The 16015-nt window shown below is 60.1% G+C and carries 14 protein-coding genes; 3 read left to right on the top strand and 11 right to left on the bottom strand.

Annotation, left to right across the window (positions count from 1 at the left end; all coding sequences use genetic code 11):
• Positions 1-3 precede the first annotated feature (3 nt).
• Positions 4-399, bottom strand: a complete 396-nt coding sequence (locus AB4P92_RS09685; protein ID WP_047299899.1) for a YbaY family lipoprotein — start codon at positions 397-399, stop codon at positions 4-6.
• A gap of 23 nt (positions 400-422) precedes the next feature.
• On the bottom strand, positions 423-2924 hold the full coding sequence (plsB, locus tag AB4P92_RS09680; RefSeq protein ID WP_115146378.1) for a glycerol-3-phosphate 1-O-acyltransferase PlsB: 2502 nt from the start codon (positions 2922-2924) through the stop codon (positions 423-425).
• A gap of 503 nt (positions 2925-3427) precedes the next feature.
• On the opposite strand from plsB, the gene AB4P92_RS09675 reads away from it, so the two are divergent.
• A complete protein-coding gene (locus AB4P92_RS09675) occupies positions 3428-3637 on the top strand; it encodes a cold-shock protein (protein WP_042557861.1) in 210 nt (69 codons plus the stop codon).
• A gap of 69 nt (positions 3638-3706) precedes the next feature.
• Here AB4P92_RS09675 and AB4P92_RS09670 read toward each other — a convergent pair whose 3' ends face one another.
• The 4 genes from AB4P92_RS09670 to AB4P92_RS09655 form a co-directional block, all read right to left on the bottom strand.
• Positions 3707-4084 carry a hypothetical protein gene (locus AB4P92_RS09670; protein ID WP_016985110.1) on the bottom strand — a complete coding sequence of 126 codons (378 nt, stop codon included), beginning with the start codon at positions 4082-4084 and terminating at the stop codon, positions 3707-3709.
• 75 nt (positions 4085-4159) lie between these two features.
• Positions 4160-4969, bottom strand: a complete 810-nt coding sequence (locus AB4P92_RS09665) for a putative RNA methyltransferase (protein WP_042557862.1) — start codon at positions 4967-4969, stop codon at positions 4160-4162.
• Positions 4969-6120 carry a succinyl-diaminopimelate desuccinylase gene (dapE, locus tag AB4P92_RS09660; RefSeq protein WP_042557863.1) on the bottom strand — a complete coding sequence of 384 codons (1152 nt, stop codon included), beginning with the start codon at positions 6118-6120 and terminating at the stop codon, positions 4969-4971. Before dapE ends, AB4P92_RS09665 begins: the two co-directional genes overlap by 1 nt.
• Positions 6121-6359: 239 nt before the next feature.
• Positions 6360-8951 carry a glycosyltransferase gene (locus AB4P92_RS09655; protein WP_395599295.1) on the bottom strand — a complete coding sequence of 864 codons (2592 nt, stop codon included), beginning with the start codon at positions 8949-8951 and terminating at the stop codon, positions 6360-6362.
• Between the two features lie 214 nt (positions 8952-9165).
• Between AB4P92_RS09655 and tcdA the strand changes: the two genes are divergently transcribed.
• Complete coding sequence (tcdA, locus tag AB4P92_RS09650; RefSeq protein ID WP_042557865.1) at positions 9166-9984, top strand: tRNA cyclic N6-threonylcarbamoyladenosine(37) synthase TcdA; 819 nt, start codon at positions 9166-9168, stop codon at positions 9982-9984.
• Positions 9985-10072: 88 nt separating this feature from the next.
• On the opposite strand, the gene AB4P92_RS09645 is transcribed toward tcdA, so the two are convergent.
• The 4 genes from AB4P92_RS09645 to AB4P92_RS09630 form a co-directional block, all read right to left on the bottom strand.
• Positions 10073-10477: a SufE family protein gene (locus AB4P92_RS09645; RefSeq protein ID WP_042557866.1), complete on the bottom strand. Its 405-nt coding sequence runs from the start codon at positions 10475-10477 to the stop codon at positions 10073-10075.
• On the bottom strand, positions 10474-11679 hold the full coding sequence (locus AB4P92_RS09640) for an aminotransferase class V-fold PLP-dependent enzyme (protein WP_395599294.1): 1206 nt from the start codon (positions 11677-11679) through the stop codon (positions 10474-10476). The genes AB4P92_RS09645 and AB4P92_RS09640 overlap by 4 nt, the downstream gene beginning before the upstream one ends.
• Before the next feature lie 107 nt (positions 11680-11786).
• Positions 11787-12821, bottom strand: coding sequence for a 2,3,4,5-tetrahydropyridine-2,6-dicarboxylate N-succinyltransferase (gene dapD / locus AB4P92_RS09635; RefSeq protein ID WP_003222105.1), 1035 nt, complete (start codon positions 12819-12821; stop codon positions 11787-11789).
• A gap of 31 nt (positions 12822-12852) precedes the next feature.
• Positions 12853-13215, bottom strand: a complete 363-nt coding sequence (locus tag AB4P92_RS09630; RefSeq protein WP_042557868.1) for an ArsC family reductase — start codon at positions 13213-13215, stop codon at positions 12853-12855.
• 288 nt (positions 13216-13503) lie between these two features.
• Here AB4P92_RS09630 and AB4P92_RS09625 point away from each other — a divergent pair, with 288 nt between their 5' ends.
• Positions 13504-15135: a Na+/H+ antiporter gene (locus AB4P92_RS09625; protein WP_395599293.1), complete on the top strand. Its 1632-nt coding sequence runs from the start codon at positions 13504-13506 to the stop codon at positions 15133-15135.
• Positions 15136-15160: 25 nt separating this feature from the next.
• On the opposite strand, the gene AB4P92_RS09620 is transcribed toward AB4P92_RS09625, so the two are convergent.
• A complete protein-coding gene (locus AB4P92_RS09620) occupies positions 15161-15901 on the bottom strand; it encodes a M12 family metallopeptidase (protein ID WP_200613722.1) in 741 nt (246 codons plus the stop codon).
• Between the last annotated feature and the right edge of the window lie 114 nt (positions 15902-16015).

Below are 16015 nucleotides of genomic sequence, written 5' to 3'. Positions count from 1 at the left end.
CAATTAGCGAATGGCGTCGACGCGGATTTTCAGCGGCTGCGGATCGTTGCCATCGAGTTGCACGGCGTGGTTTTCGGTGGTGATGAACATCAGTTCACCGTTGACCTCGATGCGTGCGCTGACCGAATAGCGGTGGCCGGGTTTGACTTGCGCCGGATCGTAGGTCAAGTGGAACGGCAGTGGCACCTGACCTTTGACCGGGCCTTTCTGTTCATCGAGCACCACGGCCGGGGCGTCGGCCAGCGATACGTCTTGCAGGCTCACGCTCAGGGTCGCGCTCGGTGGCAGGGCGATGCGTTGCAGGTAGAACACCTCACCGTCGAGGCTGGCCTTGCCGGGTGTGGTCGATTGGCAGGCGCTCAATAGGGTGGCGGCTGCGAGCAGGGTGAGTTTTTTCATGACTGATTTCCTACAGGTAAGCATCAAACTTCGGGCTCTGCGGTGACTTGATCGGCCGCATCTTCACTGCGATGCAGCGCCACCTGACGGATCGATAAACGAATCTCCGCCGGTAACACGCGTTTGGCCGCGCCTTCGGCCAGTTCGCCGAGCAGTTCGTGGTAGCTCAGTTTACCGGCGTCGTCGCGACGCAAAACGTCGAGGTCGAGCAGGGTCTGGATGAAATGGCGGAACAGGCTCTTGTCGAAGAATTCCGGGGCATTGAGGCCGTGCAGGATCGACAGGCGCTGGGCCATGACGGTGCACAGGTCTTCCAGTTCTTCGGCGCTGATGGTGTTCTGCCCGGCGTTGAGCAGCAGCGACACGGTCATGTAGAAGCGCTGCAAGGTCTGCGCGATGCTTTTCGACAGCAGGGTCAGCAACACGAAGTGCCGCGAACTTGGCGCCGGACGCATGTACACCTCTTTCTCGAAGCGCAGCAGACCTTGCTCGACAAACGCTTCCAGCCACTGATCGACCACAGCGTCGAGTTCGTCCAGGGTCCAGCGGATGAACAACTCCGATTGCAGGTACGGATACAGGGCACGGGTGTAGCGCAGGATCTGTTCGCGGCTCATGCGCGAGGTGCTCTGGAAGAAGCTCGCCAGCAGCGACGGCAGCGCGAAAATATGCAGCACGTTGTTGCGGTAGTAGGTCATCAGGACGGCATTTTGCTCGTCGAGATAAAGGATCTTGCCCAGCGCATCGTTCTGCTCGGACAGCAGGTCCATGTCCTTCACATGCTCGATCAACGCGCGGCCATCGCCTTCGGGCAGCGTGGTGTGCGGCGAGTAGGGAACCTTGCGCAGCAGCGCCAGGTACAGATCCAGCACCCGTGCCATCGCCCGATCGTCCAGCGCCAGGCGTGTGGTCGACAGGAGGGCGAGCGCGACCAGATTCACCGGGTTGATCGCCGCCGCTTCGTTCAGATGCTGCGCGACTTTTTCGCCGAGGCGATTGGTGGTTTCGTTGAGCCACGCCGGTTTGAATTGCGGACCGAGTTCCTGTTGGCGCCAGTCCGGTTGCTCGCTGTCGAGGAATTCCGCCAGTTTGATCGGTTCGCCGAAGTTGACCGCGACCTGACCGAAGCGCTGCTTGAGTGCGCCGATGACTTTGAAGATGTCGAAGATCGACTCTTTCTTCTTGCTCGCGCCGCGCAGCTCACCGAGGTAGGTGCGACCTTCCAGCACCCGCTCGTAACCGATGTACACCGGCACGAACACAATTGGCATCCGCGACGAGCGCAGGAAACTGCGCATCGTGATCGCAAGCATCCCGGTTTTCGGTTGCAGCATGCGTCCGGTGCGCGAGCGACCGCCCTCGACGAAGTATTCGACCGGGAAACCTTTGGTGAACAGGGTGTGCAGGTATTCGTTGAACACCGAGGTGTACAGCGGGTTGCCCTTGAACGTGCGGCGCATGAAGAACGCGCCGCCACGGCGCAGCAGGCTGCCGATCACCGGCATGTTCAGGTTGATCCCGGCGGCGATGTGCGGCGGGGTCAGGCCGTTGCGGAACAGCAGGTACGAGAGCAGCAGGTAATCGATGTGGCTGCGGTGGCACGGCACGTAGATCACTTCGTGACCCTGCGCGACTTTCTGTACGCCTTCGATGTGGTTGACCTTGATGCCGTCGTAGATTTTGTTCCAGAACCAGCTGAGCACCACTTCGAGAAAGCGGATTGCGGTGTAGGTGTAGTCCGAGGCGATCTCGTTGCCATAGCGCAGGGCCTGGGCCTTGGCTTTTTCCGGCGAAATGTTTTCGCGTTCGGCTTCGTCGAGGATCGCTTGCTTGACCAGCGGCTGGTTGAGCAGACCCTTCACCAGATTACGCCGGTGAGAAATGTCCGGGCCGATAACGGCGGCTTTGAGATTGCGGAAGTGCACGCGCAGGATTCGCTGGGCCATGCGCACGGTGCGTTCGTGGCCCTTGTTGTGATCGATCAGTTCGCGCAGATGAATTGGCGCGGAGAATTGCACGCGGGTCTTGCGCCCGAGAATCATGATGCTCAGCAGTCGACGCAAGCGCCCTGTGACTGCCCAGCTGTCTGCGAACAACAGCTTCCACGGACTCGATTCGCTGTCCGGCGACTGGCCCCAGAACACACTGACCGGAATGATCTGCGCGTCTTCGGCGGCATTCTGGGTGAGGGCGCTGACAAGGCGCGTCAGGGTCGGCGGCGCGCCGCGTTTGTCCTGACGGCCAAGCCAGTCCGGGTCCGGCGTCAGGTAGAAGAACGCGGCCGGCTCCAGCAGATTACCCACCGATACCGGCAGCACCGGCCGCGGCAGACCGGCCTTGGTGCACTCGGTGTCGAGCACGGCCAGATCGGTCAGCGAAGGGTTTTGCAGGACGTAGAACACCGGACGACTGCGGTCGAGGTTGAGGGTGAACGACGACTGGTTGATGGTCTCCGAGCGAACCCAGAGATACAACAGTCGGCGCAAGGTGCCAAACACAAGACGGCGGAACGGGGAACGGGTCATACGGCTTCTGCGTGAGTGGATAAAACCGAGCGTTTGCTCGGGTGGGCAGGGGGCGTTCTTCATGAGTTTTCGTGCCGCGCCGTGCCTGCTGCTGTGCAGGGCAAGGCGCGAGAAGCGTGGTTTGGTCATTCCAAACAAGCTTCGAGCAACGCAGCCCTGCACAACAGCAGGCGCGGCCCTTCGGGTTGTGCCTTAAAGCGGACCAGGCTGCGTTGCAGGCCTTGGAAAGGGAACAACCATTCCCAGCGGCCTGCGCCTTGCCTGGTCCGCTTCAAGGCGACAACGCGGCGCGAAAACTCATGAAGAACGCCCCCTAGTGTGCCGGATTAGGCGAAAATCGGCAAAAAAGCGGCGAAGTAATCTCCTGTTGAGAGTTTTTGCGCCTGTCATATACTCGGCGGTCTGTCGTCGCGGCCCTTTAATGGCCGTCGGACGCAGGCTGGCGTTCCTCAAAGGCTTTCCTGCGAAAAGCCTGTCCAATAATAAAAAAGGAGTATGAACAGATGGCAACACGTGAAACCGGCAACGTGAAGTGGTTCAACGACGCCAAGGGCTATGGCTTCATTCAGCGCGACGACGGGGTGGACGTATTCGTGCACTACCGCGCGATTCGCGGCGAAGGGCACCGCTCGCTGGCGGAAGGTCAGCAGGTCGAGTACGCCGTGGTGACGGGGGAGAAGGGTTTGCAGGCTGAGGATGTAGTCGGGCTGTAGGCTGTAGGCTTGAGCTACAAGCTACAAGCGGTCAGCTCGAGGCTTTCAGCTTGTAGCTTGTAGCTGCTTTTACGCCGTTTTCCAGGTGATCTCTTCTTCACCGTCTTCGCTGATGCGCATCCAGCGATCCGCCGTCTCCTCACCTTCTTCCTCGACCCACGTGCCCGGCGCGCAACGCACTTCGACGTTCAGCGCGGCAAAGGCTGCGCGGGCGCAGGCGATGTCGTCGTCCCACGGGGTCTGGTCGCTTTCCAGGTACAGGCTGTTCCACTTGCCCACGGCTTTTGGCAGCCAGGTGACCGGGACGTTGCCGGCCTTGCACTTGTAGGTCTGGCCCTTCTGTACCCAGTCGCTGCACGGGCCCAGCGCGGCGCCGAGCCAGGCGGAGATGGCCTTGTGGTCGACGTCGGCGTCTTTCAGGTAAATCTCGATGTCCGGTTGGCGCATGGATGTCCTCACTGCGGGTCTGAAAAATCCATTCGCGGATTTAGCCGGCCCCGGGCATTTGCCCGAGACCAATAGTTATTGAAGAACGAAATAATCGTAGCGCATCGACACGGTGGTCTCGAACGGCTCTGCCTGCTCGATCACTGCCGCGCGACGCTCGGCACTGGCGCGCCAGCCGTGGGGTGTCATCGCCAGGAGGTTGGCGCGATCCTGCGGCTTGTCCAGCGTCAGCTTGAATTCCAGGATTTCACTGTGCGCCAGCGCCATGCCTTGCGGCACCAGGGCCAGATGCTTGTCGTCGGTGTATTCACGCACTTCGTCGTACAGGCTTTCGCGCAGTTCCATCAAATGTCCGCTGGTCGGGCCGACTTTCATCAATCCGCCGCCGACGCTCAGCAGGCGTTTGGCCTCTTCCCAATCCAATGGACTGAAGACGCTGGCGAGAAACTGGCAGCTGCCCGAGGCCAATGGCACGCGGGCCATGCTGGCGATCAACCAGGTCAGTTGCGGATTGCGTTTGCAGGCGCGTTTGACGGCTTCACGCGAGATGTCCAATGCGTAGCCATCGGCATCCGGCAGCGCATCGGCGATCTGCGCGGTGTAGTAACCCTCACCACAACCGATATCGACCCAGCGTGCCGGCGCGTAGCTCGCCGCCAGTTCGGCCAGACGCTTGGCCACCGGCGCGTAATGCCCGGCGTTCAAGAAATCACGGCGGGCCTCGACCATCGCCTGATTGTCGCCAGGATCGCGGCTGTTTTTGTGCTGCACCGGCAGCAGGTTCAGGTAACCCTGCCGCGCACGGTCAAAACGATGCCCGGCGGGACAGACCACGCCGTTCTCCACCGCATTCAGCGGCTCACTGCAGATCGGGCACGCGAGCATCAGGCGAGCAACTTGATCATGGTCTGGTAGTAAATCTCGGTCAGCACATCAAGATCGGCCGCCAGCACACGCTCGTTGACCTGGTGAATGGTCGCGTTGACCGGGCCCAGTTCAACCACTTGCGTGCCCATGGTCGCGATGAAACGGCCGTCGGAGGTGCCGCCGCTGGTCGAAGCCTTGGTCTGGCGACCGGTGATGTCCTTGATGCTCGCCGACACCGCGTCGAGCAGTGCGCCCGGCTCGGTGAGGAATGGCAGGCCGGACAGCGCCCAGTCGATGTGCCAGTCCAGGTCATGTTTGTCGAGGATGTCGGCAACGCGTTTCTGCAGGCCTTCAACAGTCGATTCAGTGGAAAAGCGGAAGTTGAACACGGCCACCAGATCACCCGGAATCACGTTGGTCGCGCCGGTGCCGGAATTGACGTTGGAAATCTGGAAACTGGTCGGCGGGAAGAAATCGTTACCGTGATCCCAGTGTTCGGCGGCCAGTTCGGCCAGCGCCGGCGCGGCGAGGTGGATCGGGTTCTTGGCCAGATGCGGATAGGCCACGTGGCCCTGAATGCCTTTGACGGTGAGCTTGGCGCCCAGCGAGCCGCGACGGCCGTTTTTCACCACGTCGCCGACCAGGGTGGTGCTCGACGGTTCGCCGACGATGCACCAGTCCAGACGCTCGTTACGTGCGGCCAGACGCTCAACCACAGCCTTGGTGCCGTGGTGCGCCGGGCCTTCTTCGTCGCTGGTGATCAGGAACGCGACCTTGCCTTTGTGGTTCGGGTAGTCTGTGACGAAGCGCTCGGCGGCGACGGTCATCGACGCCAGGCTGCCTTTCATGTCCGCCGCGCCACGGCCGCAAAGCATGCCGTGTTCATCGATCAGCGCGTTGAACGGGTCGATCTGCCAGGCAGTCACCGGACCGGTCGGCACCACGTCGGTGTGACCGGCGAAACACAGCACCGGGCCATCGTTGTTGCCGTGGGTGGCCCAGAAGTTATCCACGTCTTCAATGCGCATCGGCTCCAGTTTGAAACCGGCATCGCCCAGGCGCTGCATCATCTGCTTCTGGCAGTCGGCGTCGACCGGCGTCACGGACGGACGGCGGATCAGGTCGATGGCGAGTTGAAGGGTCGGCGAAAGGTCGGCGTGGGCCGTCATGGAAAACTCCGAAAACTTGAAATTGGGCAAGGGCCAATGTGGGAGCGAGCCTGCTCGCGAACGCGGTGTGTCAGTCAACATAATCGGTGATTGTTACAACGCCTTCGCGAGCAGGCTCGCTCTCACAGGGGATTGAGTTCGGTCAGTAAGACCGGTTATCACGCCAAGCCCCGCAAAATGGCGGTTATCTTAAAGCAAAACGGCGACCATTGGCCGCCGTTTAGTGCATCGACAAGGAATTAGACGGCCGGTGCCGGCTCAGGCGCCGCCGTCGGTTTTGGCAGCGACGACAGGAACGCCATGATCAGCGCCGCCAGATACGGCAGCGACTGCACCAGCAACATGACCACCCAGAAACGCATGTCGTTGCTTGGCATGCCGTTGACCAGATAGATCCCCAGCGCCGCGCCCCACAACAGCAGCATGATGAACAGCTCTTCGCGTGCTTCGGAGATCGCCACCCAGAAACCGTGGTTATCAGCGTTTTTCGGCGTGCGGAAGAACGGAATGCTGCTGGTGAAGAAACCGTACAACACCGCTTTGGCGATAGTGTGCGACAACGCCAGCCCGGCCAGCGCGGCGCAGAACGCATCCTTGAGGTTCACGCCAACGGCGCGACGGTACAGGAAGATGATCTTGCCAACCTTGAACACAAACAGCGCCAACGGCGGGATCGCGAAAATCAGCAGCGGCGGATCGACCCGTTGCGGCACGATGATCATCGCCGCCGACCACAGCAGCGCGCCGACGGTGAAGAAGATGTTCATGCCGTCCGCGACCCACGGCAACCAGCCCGCAAGGAAGTGGTAGCGCTGACCGCGAGTCAATTCGGTGTCCTTGCCGCGCAGCAGGCTGCCGGTGTGGCGCTTGATGATCTGAATCGCACCGTAGGCCCAGCGGAAGCGCTGCTTCTTGAAGTCGATGAACGTATCCGGCATCAGGCCCTTGCCGTAGCTGTCGTGGTAATACGCCGCCGACAGGCCTTTTTCGAATACGCGCAGACCAAGTTCGGCATCCTCGCAGATACACCAGTCGGCCCAGCCCAACTCTTCCAGAACCGAACGGCGAGTCATGGTCATGGTGCCATGCTGGATGATCGCGTCACGGTCGTTGCGGGTGACCATGCCGATATGGAAGAAGCCTTTGTACTCGGCGTAGCAGAGCTTCTTGAAGGTGCTTTCGTTCTGGTCGCGGTAATCCTGCGGCGACTGCACTACGGCGATTTTCGGGTCGGCGAAGTGCGGCACCATGTGCTTGAGCCAGTTCGGCGACACGCAGTAGTCCGAGTCGATGACCGCGATCACTTCGGCATCCTTGGCGGTGTGCGGAAGCAGGTAATTCAGCGCGCCGCCCTTGAAGCCGGCCAATGGCGAAACGTGGAAGAACTTGAAGCGCGGGCCGAGGGTTTCGCAGTAGTCGCGCACCGGCTCCCACACCGCCGGGTCCTTGGTGTTGTTGTCGATGATCAGGACTTCGTAGTCCGGGTAATCGAGGGCGGCCAAGGCGTCGAGTGTCTGTTTGACCATCTCCGGCGGCTCGTTGTAGCACGGCACATGGATCGACACTTTCGGGCGGTAGTCCGAGTCTCCAACCACCGGCAGGAATTCGCGTCGACGTTTGTGAATCCACACCGCTTCGGCCAGTTCATGGGCCTCGGTGAGTAACACGATGAACACCCCGAACGCACCGAGCGCCAGCAGGAAACCCACCGTCAGACTGAACCACGTGCTGTATTGCAGGCTGTAGTCGTAACCGATCCACACCAGCACCGATCCGCAAAGGAAGGCGATAAAGGTCAGGAAGACGCGTCCGCGCTGGCGCAGCGCCGAGCCATCGATCATCAGCAACGTCAGCGACAACAGCGCCAGCACGACCGAGCCGACCGCCAGCACGCGCCATTGCGGGATCGCTACCACCGGGCCTTCGAAATTGAATTTCTGCTGACGCGCGGCGTTGAAAACGCCCCAGTAGGCGCCGACCGAACCTTCGTCGCTGGCCTTCCACGGCTGGTCGAACGCTTCGATCACGAAGTAGTTGAAGCCTTGGCGATTGAGCTTGTTGACCAACGTGCGCAGGTAGATCGCCTGATCCGCCGGCGACGCATCAGCGCCACCGCGCATGCGACCGTTGCTCGGCCAGCCGATTTCAGACAGCAGCAACGGTTTTTTCGGGAACATCTTCTTCAGGTCGCGGGCACGGTCGAAGACGAACTGGCCGGCCTTGTCGACCGGGATGAATTCCCAGTAAGGCAGAACGTGCGCGGCGATCAGGTCAACGTGCTTGGCCAGTTCCGGGTGTTCTTCCCAGACGTGCCACTGTTCGGACGTGGTGACCGGCACTTTCACCGCAGCACGAACCCGGTCGAGCAATACGCTGAGTTGTTCAGCAGTGATTTCCTTACGGAAGATCGCCTCGTTACCGACCACCACGCGCACCACACTGCGCGACGTGTTGGCCAGTTCGATGGCGCGAGTGATTTCGCGCTCGTTGCGCTCCTGATCAGGGCTGATCCAGATCCCCAGGGTCACGCGCAGACCGAACTCTTCAGCCAGTTTCGGAATGTCTTGCAGGGAGCCGTCGACCGAGTAGATGCGGATGTTATCCGTCAACTTGCTCATGATCTCGAGGTCGCGGCGCATCTCGTCGTCAGACGGATACTGGTCCTTCTGTGGGTACTGGCCCTGCTGGAACGGCGAATAAGAGAAACCGGAGATCTGATCCGGCCAGTTGGGCGCGGAGACCGGGCGATTGATCAGCGCCCAGAAACCAGTGAACAGGGCGGCGATTGCCAGAACCACCACCAGGTTGAGACCAAATTTACGCGATGACATAGCTGTTTCGGGTTCCAAAGGCTGTGGAACGAAGGATCGGTAGGCTATACGCCAAAGGGGCGCGCATCCTACACCGGTAGTTCGCCAGTCGTACAACGGACGGGGAAATTACTCACATTGGGCAAGTGCCGTTGACTTAAGTTCTTACACTTGTCGCTTGAAGCTTAAAACTTGTGGCCGCGTAGCCCTATAATGCGCGCCGGTTTTTGGGGTAATGGTCATGAGTACAGAAGATCCGCGGTTTGCAGGCATCGCCCGTTTGTATGGCATCGAAGGCATGGAGCGCTTGCGCGCGGCCCATGTGGCGATCGTCGGCGTTGGTGGCGTCGGTTCCTGGGCGGCGGAAGCCATTGCGCGCTGTGGCGTGGGCGAGATTTCGCTGTTCGACCTCGATGATGTCTGCGTCAGCAACGCCAACCGCCAGTTGCACGCGCTGGACAGCACCGTCGGCAAACCCAAGGTCGAGGTGATGGCCGAGCGTCTGCGCGGGATCAACCCGGACTGCACGGTGCACGCCGTGGCGGATTTCGTCACCCGCGAGACCATGGCCGAATACATCACACCGAACATCGACTGCGTGATCGACTGCATCGACGCAGTCAACGCCAAAGCGGCGCTGATCGCGTGGTGCAAGCGCCGCAAGATTCAGATCATCACCACCGGTGGCGCGGGTGGGCAGATTGATCCGACGCTGATTCAGGTCTGTGACCTCAACCGCACATTCAACGATCCGCTGGCTTCGAAAGTGCGCTCGACATTGCGCCGTGATTACGGTTTCTCGCGCACCGTGACCCGTCATTACAGCGTGCCGTGCGTGTTCTCCACCGAACAACTGCGCTATCCGAAACCGGACGGCAGCATTTGTTTGCAGAAGAGTTTTGTCGGCGACGGCGTGAAGCTGGACTGTGCGGGCGGGTTTGGCGCGGTGATGATGGTCACGGCGACGTTCGGGATGGTTGCGGCGACCAAGGCTGTGGACAAGATTGTGGCGGGTGTTCGGCGCCCGGCGGAGCGGGTCAAACCTCAGGTTTGAGGTTGCCAGTGATGGCCCCTTCGCGAGCAGGCTCGCTCCCACACTGGAATGCGTTCACATGTGGGAGCGAGCTTGCTCGCGAAGGCGATTAACCTGCCAACTCATTCATCCGCTTGAGCACAGCATTCAGGCCATTACTGCGCGACGGCGACAACTGTCGCGACAGCCCCAACTGACTGAACCAGTCCGGCAAATCCACTTGCTGCAACTCATTAGCGGTCAGGCCATTGACTCGCAACAGCAGCAACGCCACCAATCCACGAATCATCCGTGCATCGCTGCTCGCTGCGAACTGCCAGTGGCCATCCTGTAACGCGCCGACCAGCCACACCTGGCTTTCACAGCCATGTACCCGGTTGGCGTCGCACTTGTCTGCGTCATTCAGCGGCGGCAGACGATCACCAAACTGCATCAACAACCGCGCCCGCTGTTCCCAACCAGCGGCATTCTGAAACGTTTGCAGCGCCTCGGCAGCCTCTACCGGCAAGCTCATCGCAACAACTCCAGCGCCTGATCCAGCGCTTCAAAGAACCGTTCCAGATCCTCGGAATCGTTGTACAGCGCCAGCGACACCCGAATCGCCCCCGCCAACTCGAAACGCTTCAGCAGTGGCATCGCGCAGTGATGACCCGCGCGCACGGCAATGCCTTGCTCGGTCAGCAGGTGCGCGAGATCCGCGTTGTGCACGCCTTCAACGACAAAACTGGCCAGCGCCAGTTGCGGCTTGCCCAGCAGACGAATGCCGTTACGCGCCGCGAGGCCGCGCAACAGATAGTCATGCAATGCCGCTTCGTGCGCCGATACTGCGTCCTGATCCAGCCCGGCCAGATAGTCGAGGGTCGCACCGAGGCCGATCACGCTGGCAATCGGCGGCGTGCCCGCCTCAAAACCCAGCGGAGCAGGGCGGAAACGTGCGTCGTGATAGTTGGCTTCCAGGACCATTTCGCCACCGAACTGCCACGGCTTCAGCTGCTCGAGCGCAGTGTTGCGCCCGAACAGCACGCCGAGGCCATCGGGGCCGTACAGCTTATGGCTGGAAAATACGTAGAAGTCGCAACCCAGTGCCTGCACGTCATGCCGACCGTGAACCACACCTTGCGCGCCATCGACCACGGTCAGCGCGTTGTGCGCCTTGGCCATGCCCAGCAGCGCCGGCAAGGGTTGCCAGGCACCGAGCACGTTGGACAACTGACTGACCGCCAGCAAGCGCGTACGCGGGCCGATCAGGTGCACAGCGGCGGCGAGTTCGATCAAACCGTCGGCGTCCAGTGGCAGGATCACCAGTTTCAGTTGACCACGTTGTGCCAGTTGCTGCCACGGCAGCAGGTTGGCGTGATGCTCCAGGGCGCTGATGACAATTTCATCGCCCGGCTGGAAAAGATGTTCCAGGCCATAAGCCAGGAGATTCAGCGCGCTGGTGGCGCCGTGGGTAAAGATGATCTGTCCGCTGTCACCGGCATTGAGCCATTGCGCAACTTTCAGCCGACTGTCTTCGAACGCCTGGGTGGCATGGGCCCCGGGCAAGTGTTGTGCGCGGTGCACATTGGCCGCGCCGTTGGCGTAGTAATGCGTCAGCGCGTCGAGCAGGGCTTGGGGTTTTTGGGTGGTGGCGGCGTTATCCAGATAGGTCTGGTCTTGCCGTTGCAGGGCGGCGATGGCCGGGAAATCGGCGCGCCAGGGAGAAGGAATCATCATGGGTTATACGCCTGACCCTGTGGGAGCGAGCTTGCTCGCGAAGCTTTTGGCGACTTCAAGGACGCCTTCGCGAGCAAGCTCACTCCCACAGGTGATCAATGTGCTGCTTAGTTGTGAGCGTGCAGCGCTTCGTTCAGCTCGATCGCCGATTTGTGGGTTTTGCATTCCACCGCACCGGTTTCCGAATTGCGACGGAACAGCAGGTCAGTCTGGCCGGCCAGTTCACGGGCCTTCACAACTTTAACCAGATTGTTGTGCTCATCCAGCAACGCGACTTTGGTGCCGGCGGTCACGTACAGGCCCGACTCGACGGTGTTGCGGTCGCCCAACGGAATACCGATACCGGCGTTGGCGCCGATCAGGCAGCCTTCGCCAACCTTGATCACGATGTTGCCGCCGCCCGACAGGGTGCCCATGGTCGAGCAACCGCCGCCCAGGTCCGAACCCTTGCCGACGAAGACGCCAGCCGACACGCGGCCTTCGATCATACCCGGGCCTTCGGTGCCGGCGTTGAAGTTGATGAAACCTTCGTGCATCACGGTGGTGCCTTCGCCCACGTAAGCGCCCAGACGCAGACGCGCGGCGTCAGCGATACGCACGCCGGCCGGTACCACGTAGTCGGTCATTTTCGGGAACTTGTCCACCGAGAACACTTCCAGCAACTCGCCACGCAGACGCGCTTCGAGCTGCATTTCCGCCAGTTCGCTCAGGTCGATTGCGCCCTGGCTGGTCCATGCAACGTTAGGCAGCAGCGGGAAGATCCCGGCCAGGCTCACGCCGTGCGGCTTGACCAGACGGTGCGACAGCAGATGCAGCTTCAAGTACGCCTCAGGCGTGGAAGTCAGTTGCGCGTCTTCAGCCAGCAAAGTGGCGACCAGTGGCTTGTGGCTCTCGGCCAGACGGGTCAGCAGTTTGCCTTGAACAGCGTCGATACCTTTGACTGCTTCAGCCAGTTGCGCCGCTTGTGCGGTGGTGAAGGTGATGGCCTGGTTGCCTTCGGTGTAACCGAGGATCGGCGCAACAGCAGCGACCAGTTCGGCCGAAGGATTAAGCAGTGGCTGCGCGTAAAACACTTCGAGCCAGGCGCCCTGACGGTTTTGCGTGCCGACACCGAAGGCGATGCTGAACAGAGAGTTGGACATGTGAATACCTCTACAAAGAGTGACGGGCTGCTTACTTCAGAGCGGCCGCGTAGATATCTGGCTTGAAGCCAATCAGGGTTCGGTCACCGAGATCGAGCACCGGGCGCTTGATCATCGAGGGTTGGGCGAGCATCAGTTCGATGGCTTTTGCTTGGTCGAGATCGGCTTTACGTTCGTCGTCGAGTTTGCGAAAGGTCGTGCCTGCGCGGTTCAACACCGTTTGCCAGCCGTGCTCGTCACACCATTGGGTCAGGTGTTCACGGTCGATACCGGCGGTTTTGTAGTCGTGAAAGTCATAGGCGACAGCGTGTTCATCAAGCCAGGTGCGCGCCTTTTTCATGGTGTCGCAGGCTTTGATGCCGAAAAGGTGCAACGTTTTACTTGAAACGGTCAAGGAATTGCCCCCTTTACAGGTGCTGGGAAAAAATGGTGTCGGATTATGCCATGACCAAAGCGTTTCGGGCGCCCGGCTTCATTACCCTGCGCCAAATCCCTGCAGGAGCAGTCGAGTGAAGCGAGGCTGCGATCTTTTGATCGTGTTTTTAAACATCAAAAGATCGCAGCGTGCCGCAGCTCCTGCACGGGGATCAGTGTCGGCGTGCGACATAGGTGCAACGGTCAGGCGCAGCCTAAACGGCTAATATGGCAGTTCAACGCTGTCGATCGTCCGAGATTTTGATTTATGCAAACCGCTTACACCGTCCTGATCCTGCTGATGCTGGTCAGCGTTTCGCGTCAGGTCGGACGGGTTATCCCACTGCCGCTGCCACTTTTGCAAATTGCCGCCGGCGCCTTGCTGGCCTGGCCGACCCTTGGTTTGCACGTGGCGCTGGATCCCGAGTTGTTTCTGTTCCTGTTCCTGCCGCCGCTGCTGTTTTCCGATGGCTGGCGCATGCCCAAACGCGAACTCTGGCACCTGCGTGGCCCGATCCTGACACTGGCTGTGGGGCTGGTGCTGTTCACGGTGGTCGGCGCCGGGTACTTCATTCACTGGTTATTGCCGACGATTCCGCTGCCGGTGGCGTTCGCGTTGGCGGCAGTGCTGTCGCCGACTGATGCCGTGGCCGTCTCGGCGATCTCGCAAAACCGCTTGCCGACCCCCTTGATGCACATGCTGCAAGGCGAGGCGCTGATGAACGATGCGTCGGGCCTGGTGACGTTCAAGTTTGCTTTGGCCGCTGCGGTAACGGGCGTGTTCTCGCTGGCCACCGCCAGTTTGACGTTTGTATTGGTGGCGGTCGGCGGCCTGGCCGTTGGTGTGGCGCTGAGTTGGCTGGTCGGGCGTTTGCGGTCGTGGATGATCGCTCGCGGGTGGGATGATCCGGCGACCCACGTGGTCTTCATGTTGCTGCTGCCGTTTGCGGCTTATGTGTTGGCTGAACGCCTTGGCGCCTCGGGCATTCTGTCGGCGGTGGCGGCGGGGATGATGCAGAGCTGGCTCGATCTGCTGCCGCGCCAGACCAGCACACGATTGCTCAATCGCAGCGTTTGGTCGCTGTTGGAGTTCGCCTTCAATGGCTTGATTTTCCTTCTGCTCGGTCTGCAATTGCCGGACATCATCAAAGCGGTGGTCAGCCATGAACCGACGTTGTGGCCGGCGTTGTTTTACCGCTGCCTCGATGTGATCGCGATTTTCCTCGCGCTGGTGCTGTTGCGATTTATCTGGGTACAGAGCATCTGGCGCTTATCGGTGTTGTTGCGGCGGTTGCGTGGTAAAGGTGCGCTGACGCAAGTGCCGACTGCGCGATCCTGCTGGCTGCTGACCGTCGGCGGCGTGCGCGGTGCGGTGACACTGGCGGGTGTGATGTCGGTGCCAATGTTGATGGGGGCGGACGCCTTTCCCGAGCGTGATCTGCTGATCTTTATTGCTGCGGGGGTGATCCTGTTGTCGCTGGTGTCGGCGTGCATCGCCTTGCCGTTGTTGCTGCGCGGCATCGAAAAAAGCCCTGATGACAAGCGTCGTCAAGAGGTTCGCGATGCCTGGCGCAAGACGGCCGAGGCCGCGATTCACGCGCTCGAAACCGAAGAGGCCAATCAGCACGACGCCGCGCAAGCTGCGCTGGCGGCAGAATTGAAGGCGCGGATCATGTCCGAATACCGCCATCAACTGGACGTGTTCAACGATTCGGCGGAAGCCCAGGCGCTGGCGTTCCAGATGGATCTGCTGGAACGCCGATTGCGCCTCAAAGCGCTGCGGGCGCAACGACTGGAGTTGTATAGCCTCAGCCGTCATCACCAGATTGGCGATGACGTGCTGCGAGAAGTGTTGGGTGAACTGGATCTGAGTGAGGCCAATCTGGGGGTAGTGAAGTGATGGAATCACCCGGTTCGAGTTGGGCTTACCTCGGATAAAGTAATTTCATCAGTTGTTTGTCTTTTTTGCTGATCTTGCGGTTGATGGGGACTTCCCAGTCACCCACTGTCAGATCGTTTGCCACCGGGTGATGCATGATCGACCTTTTGTCGTAGGCCGTGTAAATCGCTTCCAGCGTGTCGAAAGGGGTAAACAGGTTGTGGTCGACTTGCGCGGGCGTGAGCGGACCCATTTCGCGATTCTGATAGAACTCGTAGACCTTTGGTTTATCCCAGGGGATTTTCGCCTGCGGGTGCTGGTGTTCATGCATCGCGCCAAGGGCGTGACCAAACTCATGAGTCACGATGACTTCGAAGTCTGGATGATCCGGTTTCACGCCCAGGTCCATGGTTCTGTCGTCAGGATGAATCAACAACGCGTCGGTGCCGAGCATTGAGCTGTTGAAGTTATTGGTAGTGGCGATGCGTATGTCACCCACGAGGTCATCAACGAACTCGAATTTCAGGTTGATATACGGCAACCATTGACTGGCTGCCTTGATGATTTTGTCTTTGTGATCCGCCTCAAGTTCGTCCATGAAGGCAATCTTCAAGGTACGGCCGTTTGCCCATAGCTTTGAATAATTAAATACCGAGCGTTTGCGGCGGTTGCCGGTAGTTGCGCTTTTCGTCGTGCCGGCATTGGCCGGATTTTCATTGATGGCTGCCGCGTAAGCTTCTTGGTCGTCAGGCCATTGTATAAGTTGGCAATCTGTCAGTTCGTGCATAGTGGATTTCATCCTTGAAATTAAGAGTCGGCAGTTATTCAGATGCTGCGAATAGTGCAATTCAAGACTAGTACTTGGCCGACAGACAAGTGCGTTACACAGTTATATGGGATG

The sequence above is a fragment of the Pseudomonas sp. A0308 genome (assembly GCF_044218815.1).
In the GTDB taxonomy this organism is placed as follows: Bacteria; Pseudomonadota; Gammaproteobacteria; order Pseudomonadales; family Pseudomonadaceae; genus Aquipseudomonas; species Aquipseudomonas iridis.
This window is presented reverse-complemented; position numbering and strand designations above follow the sequence as displayed.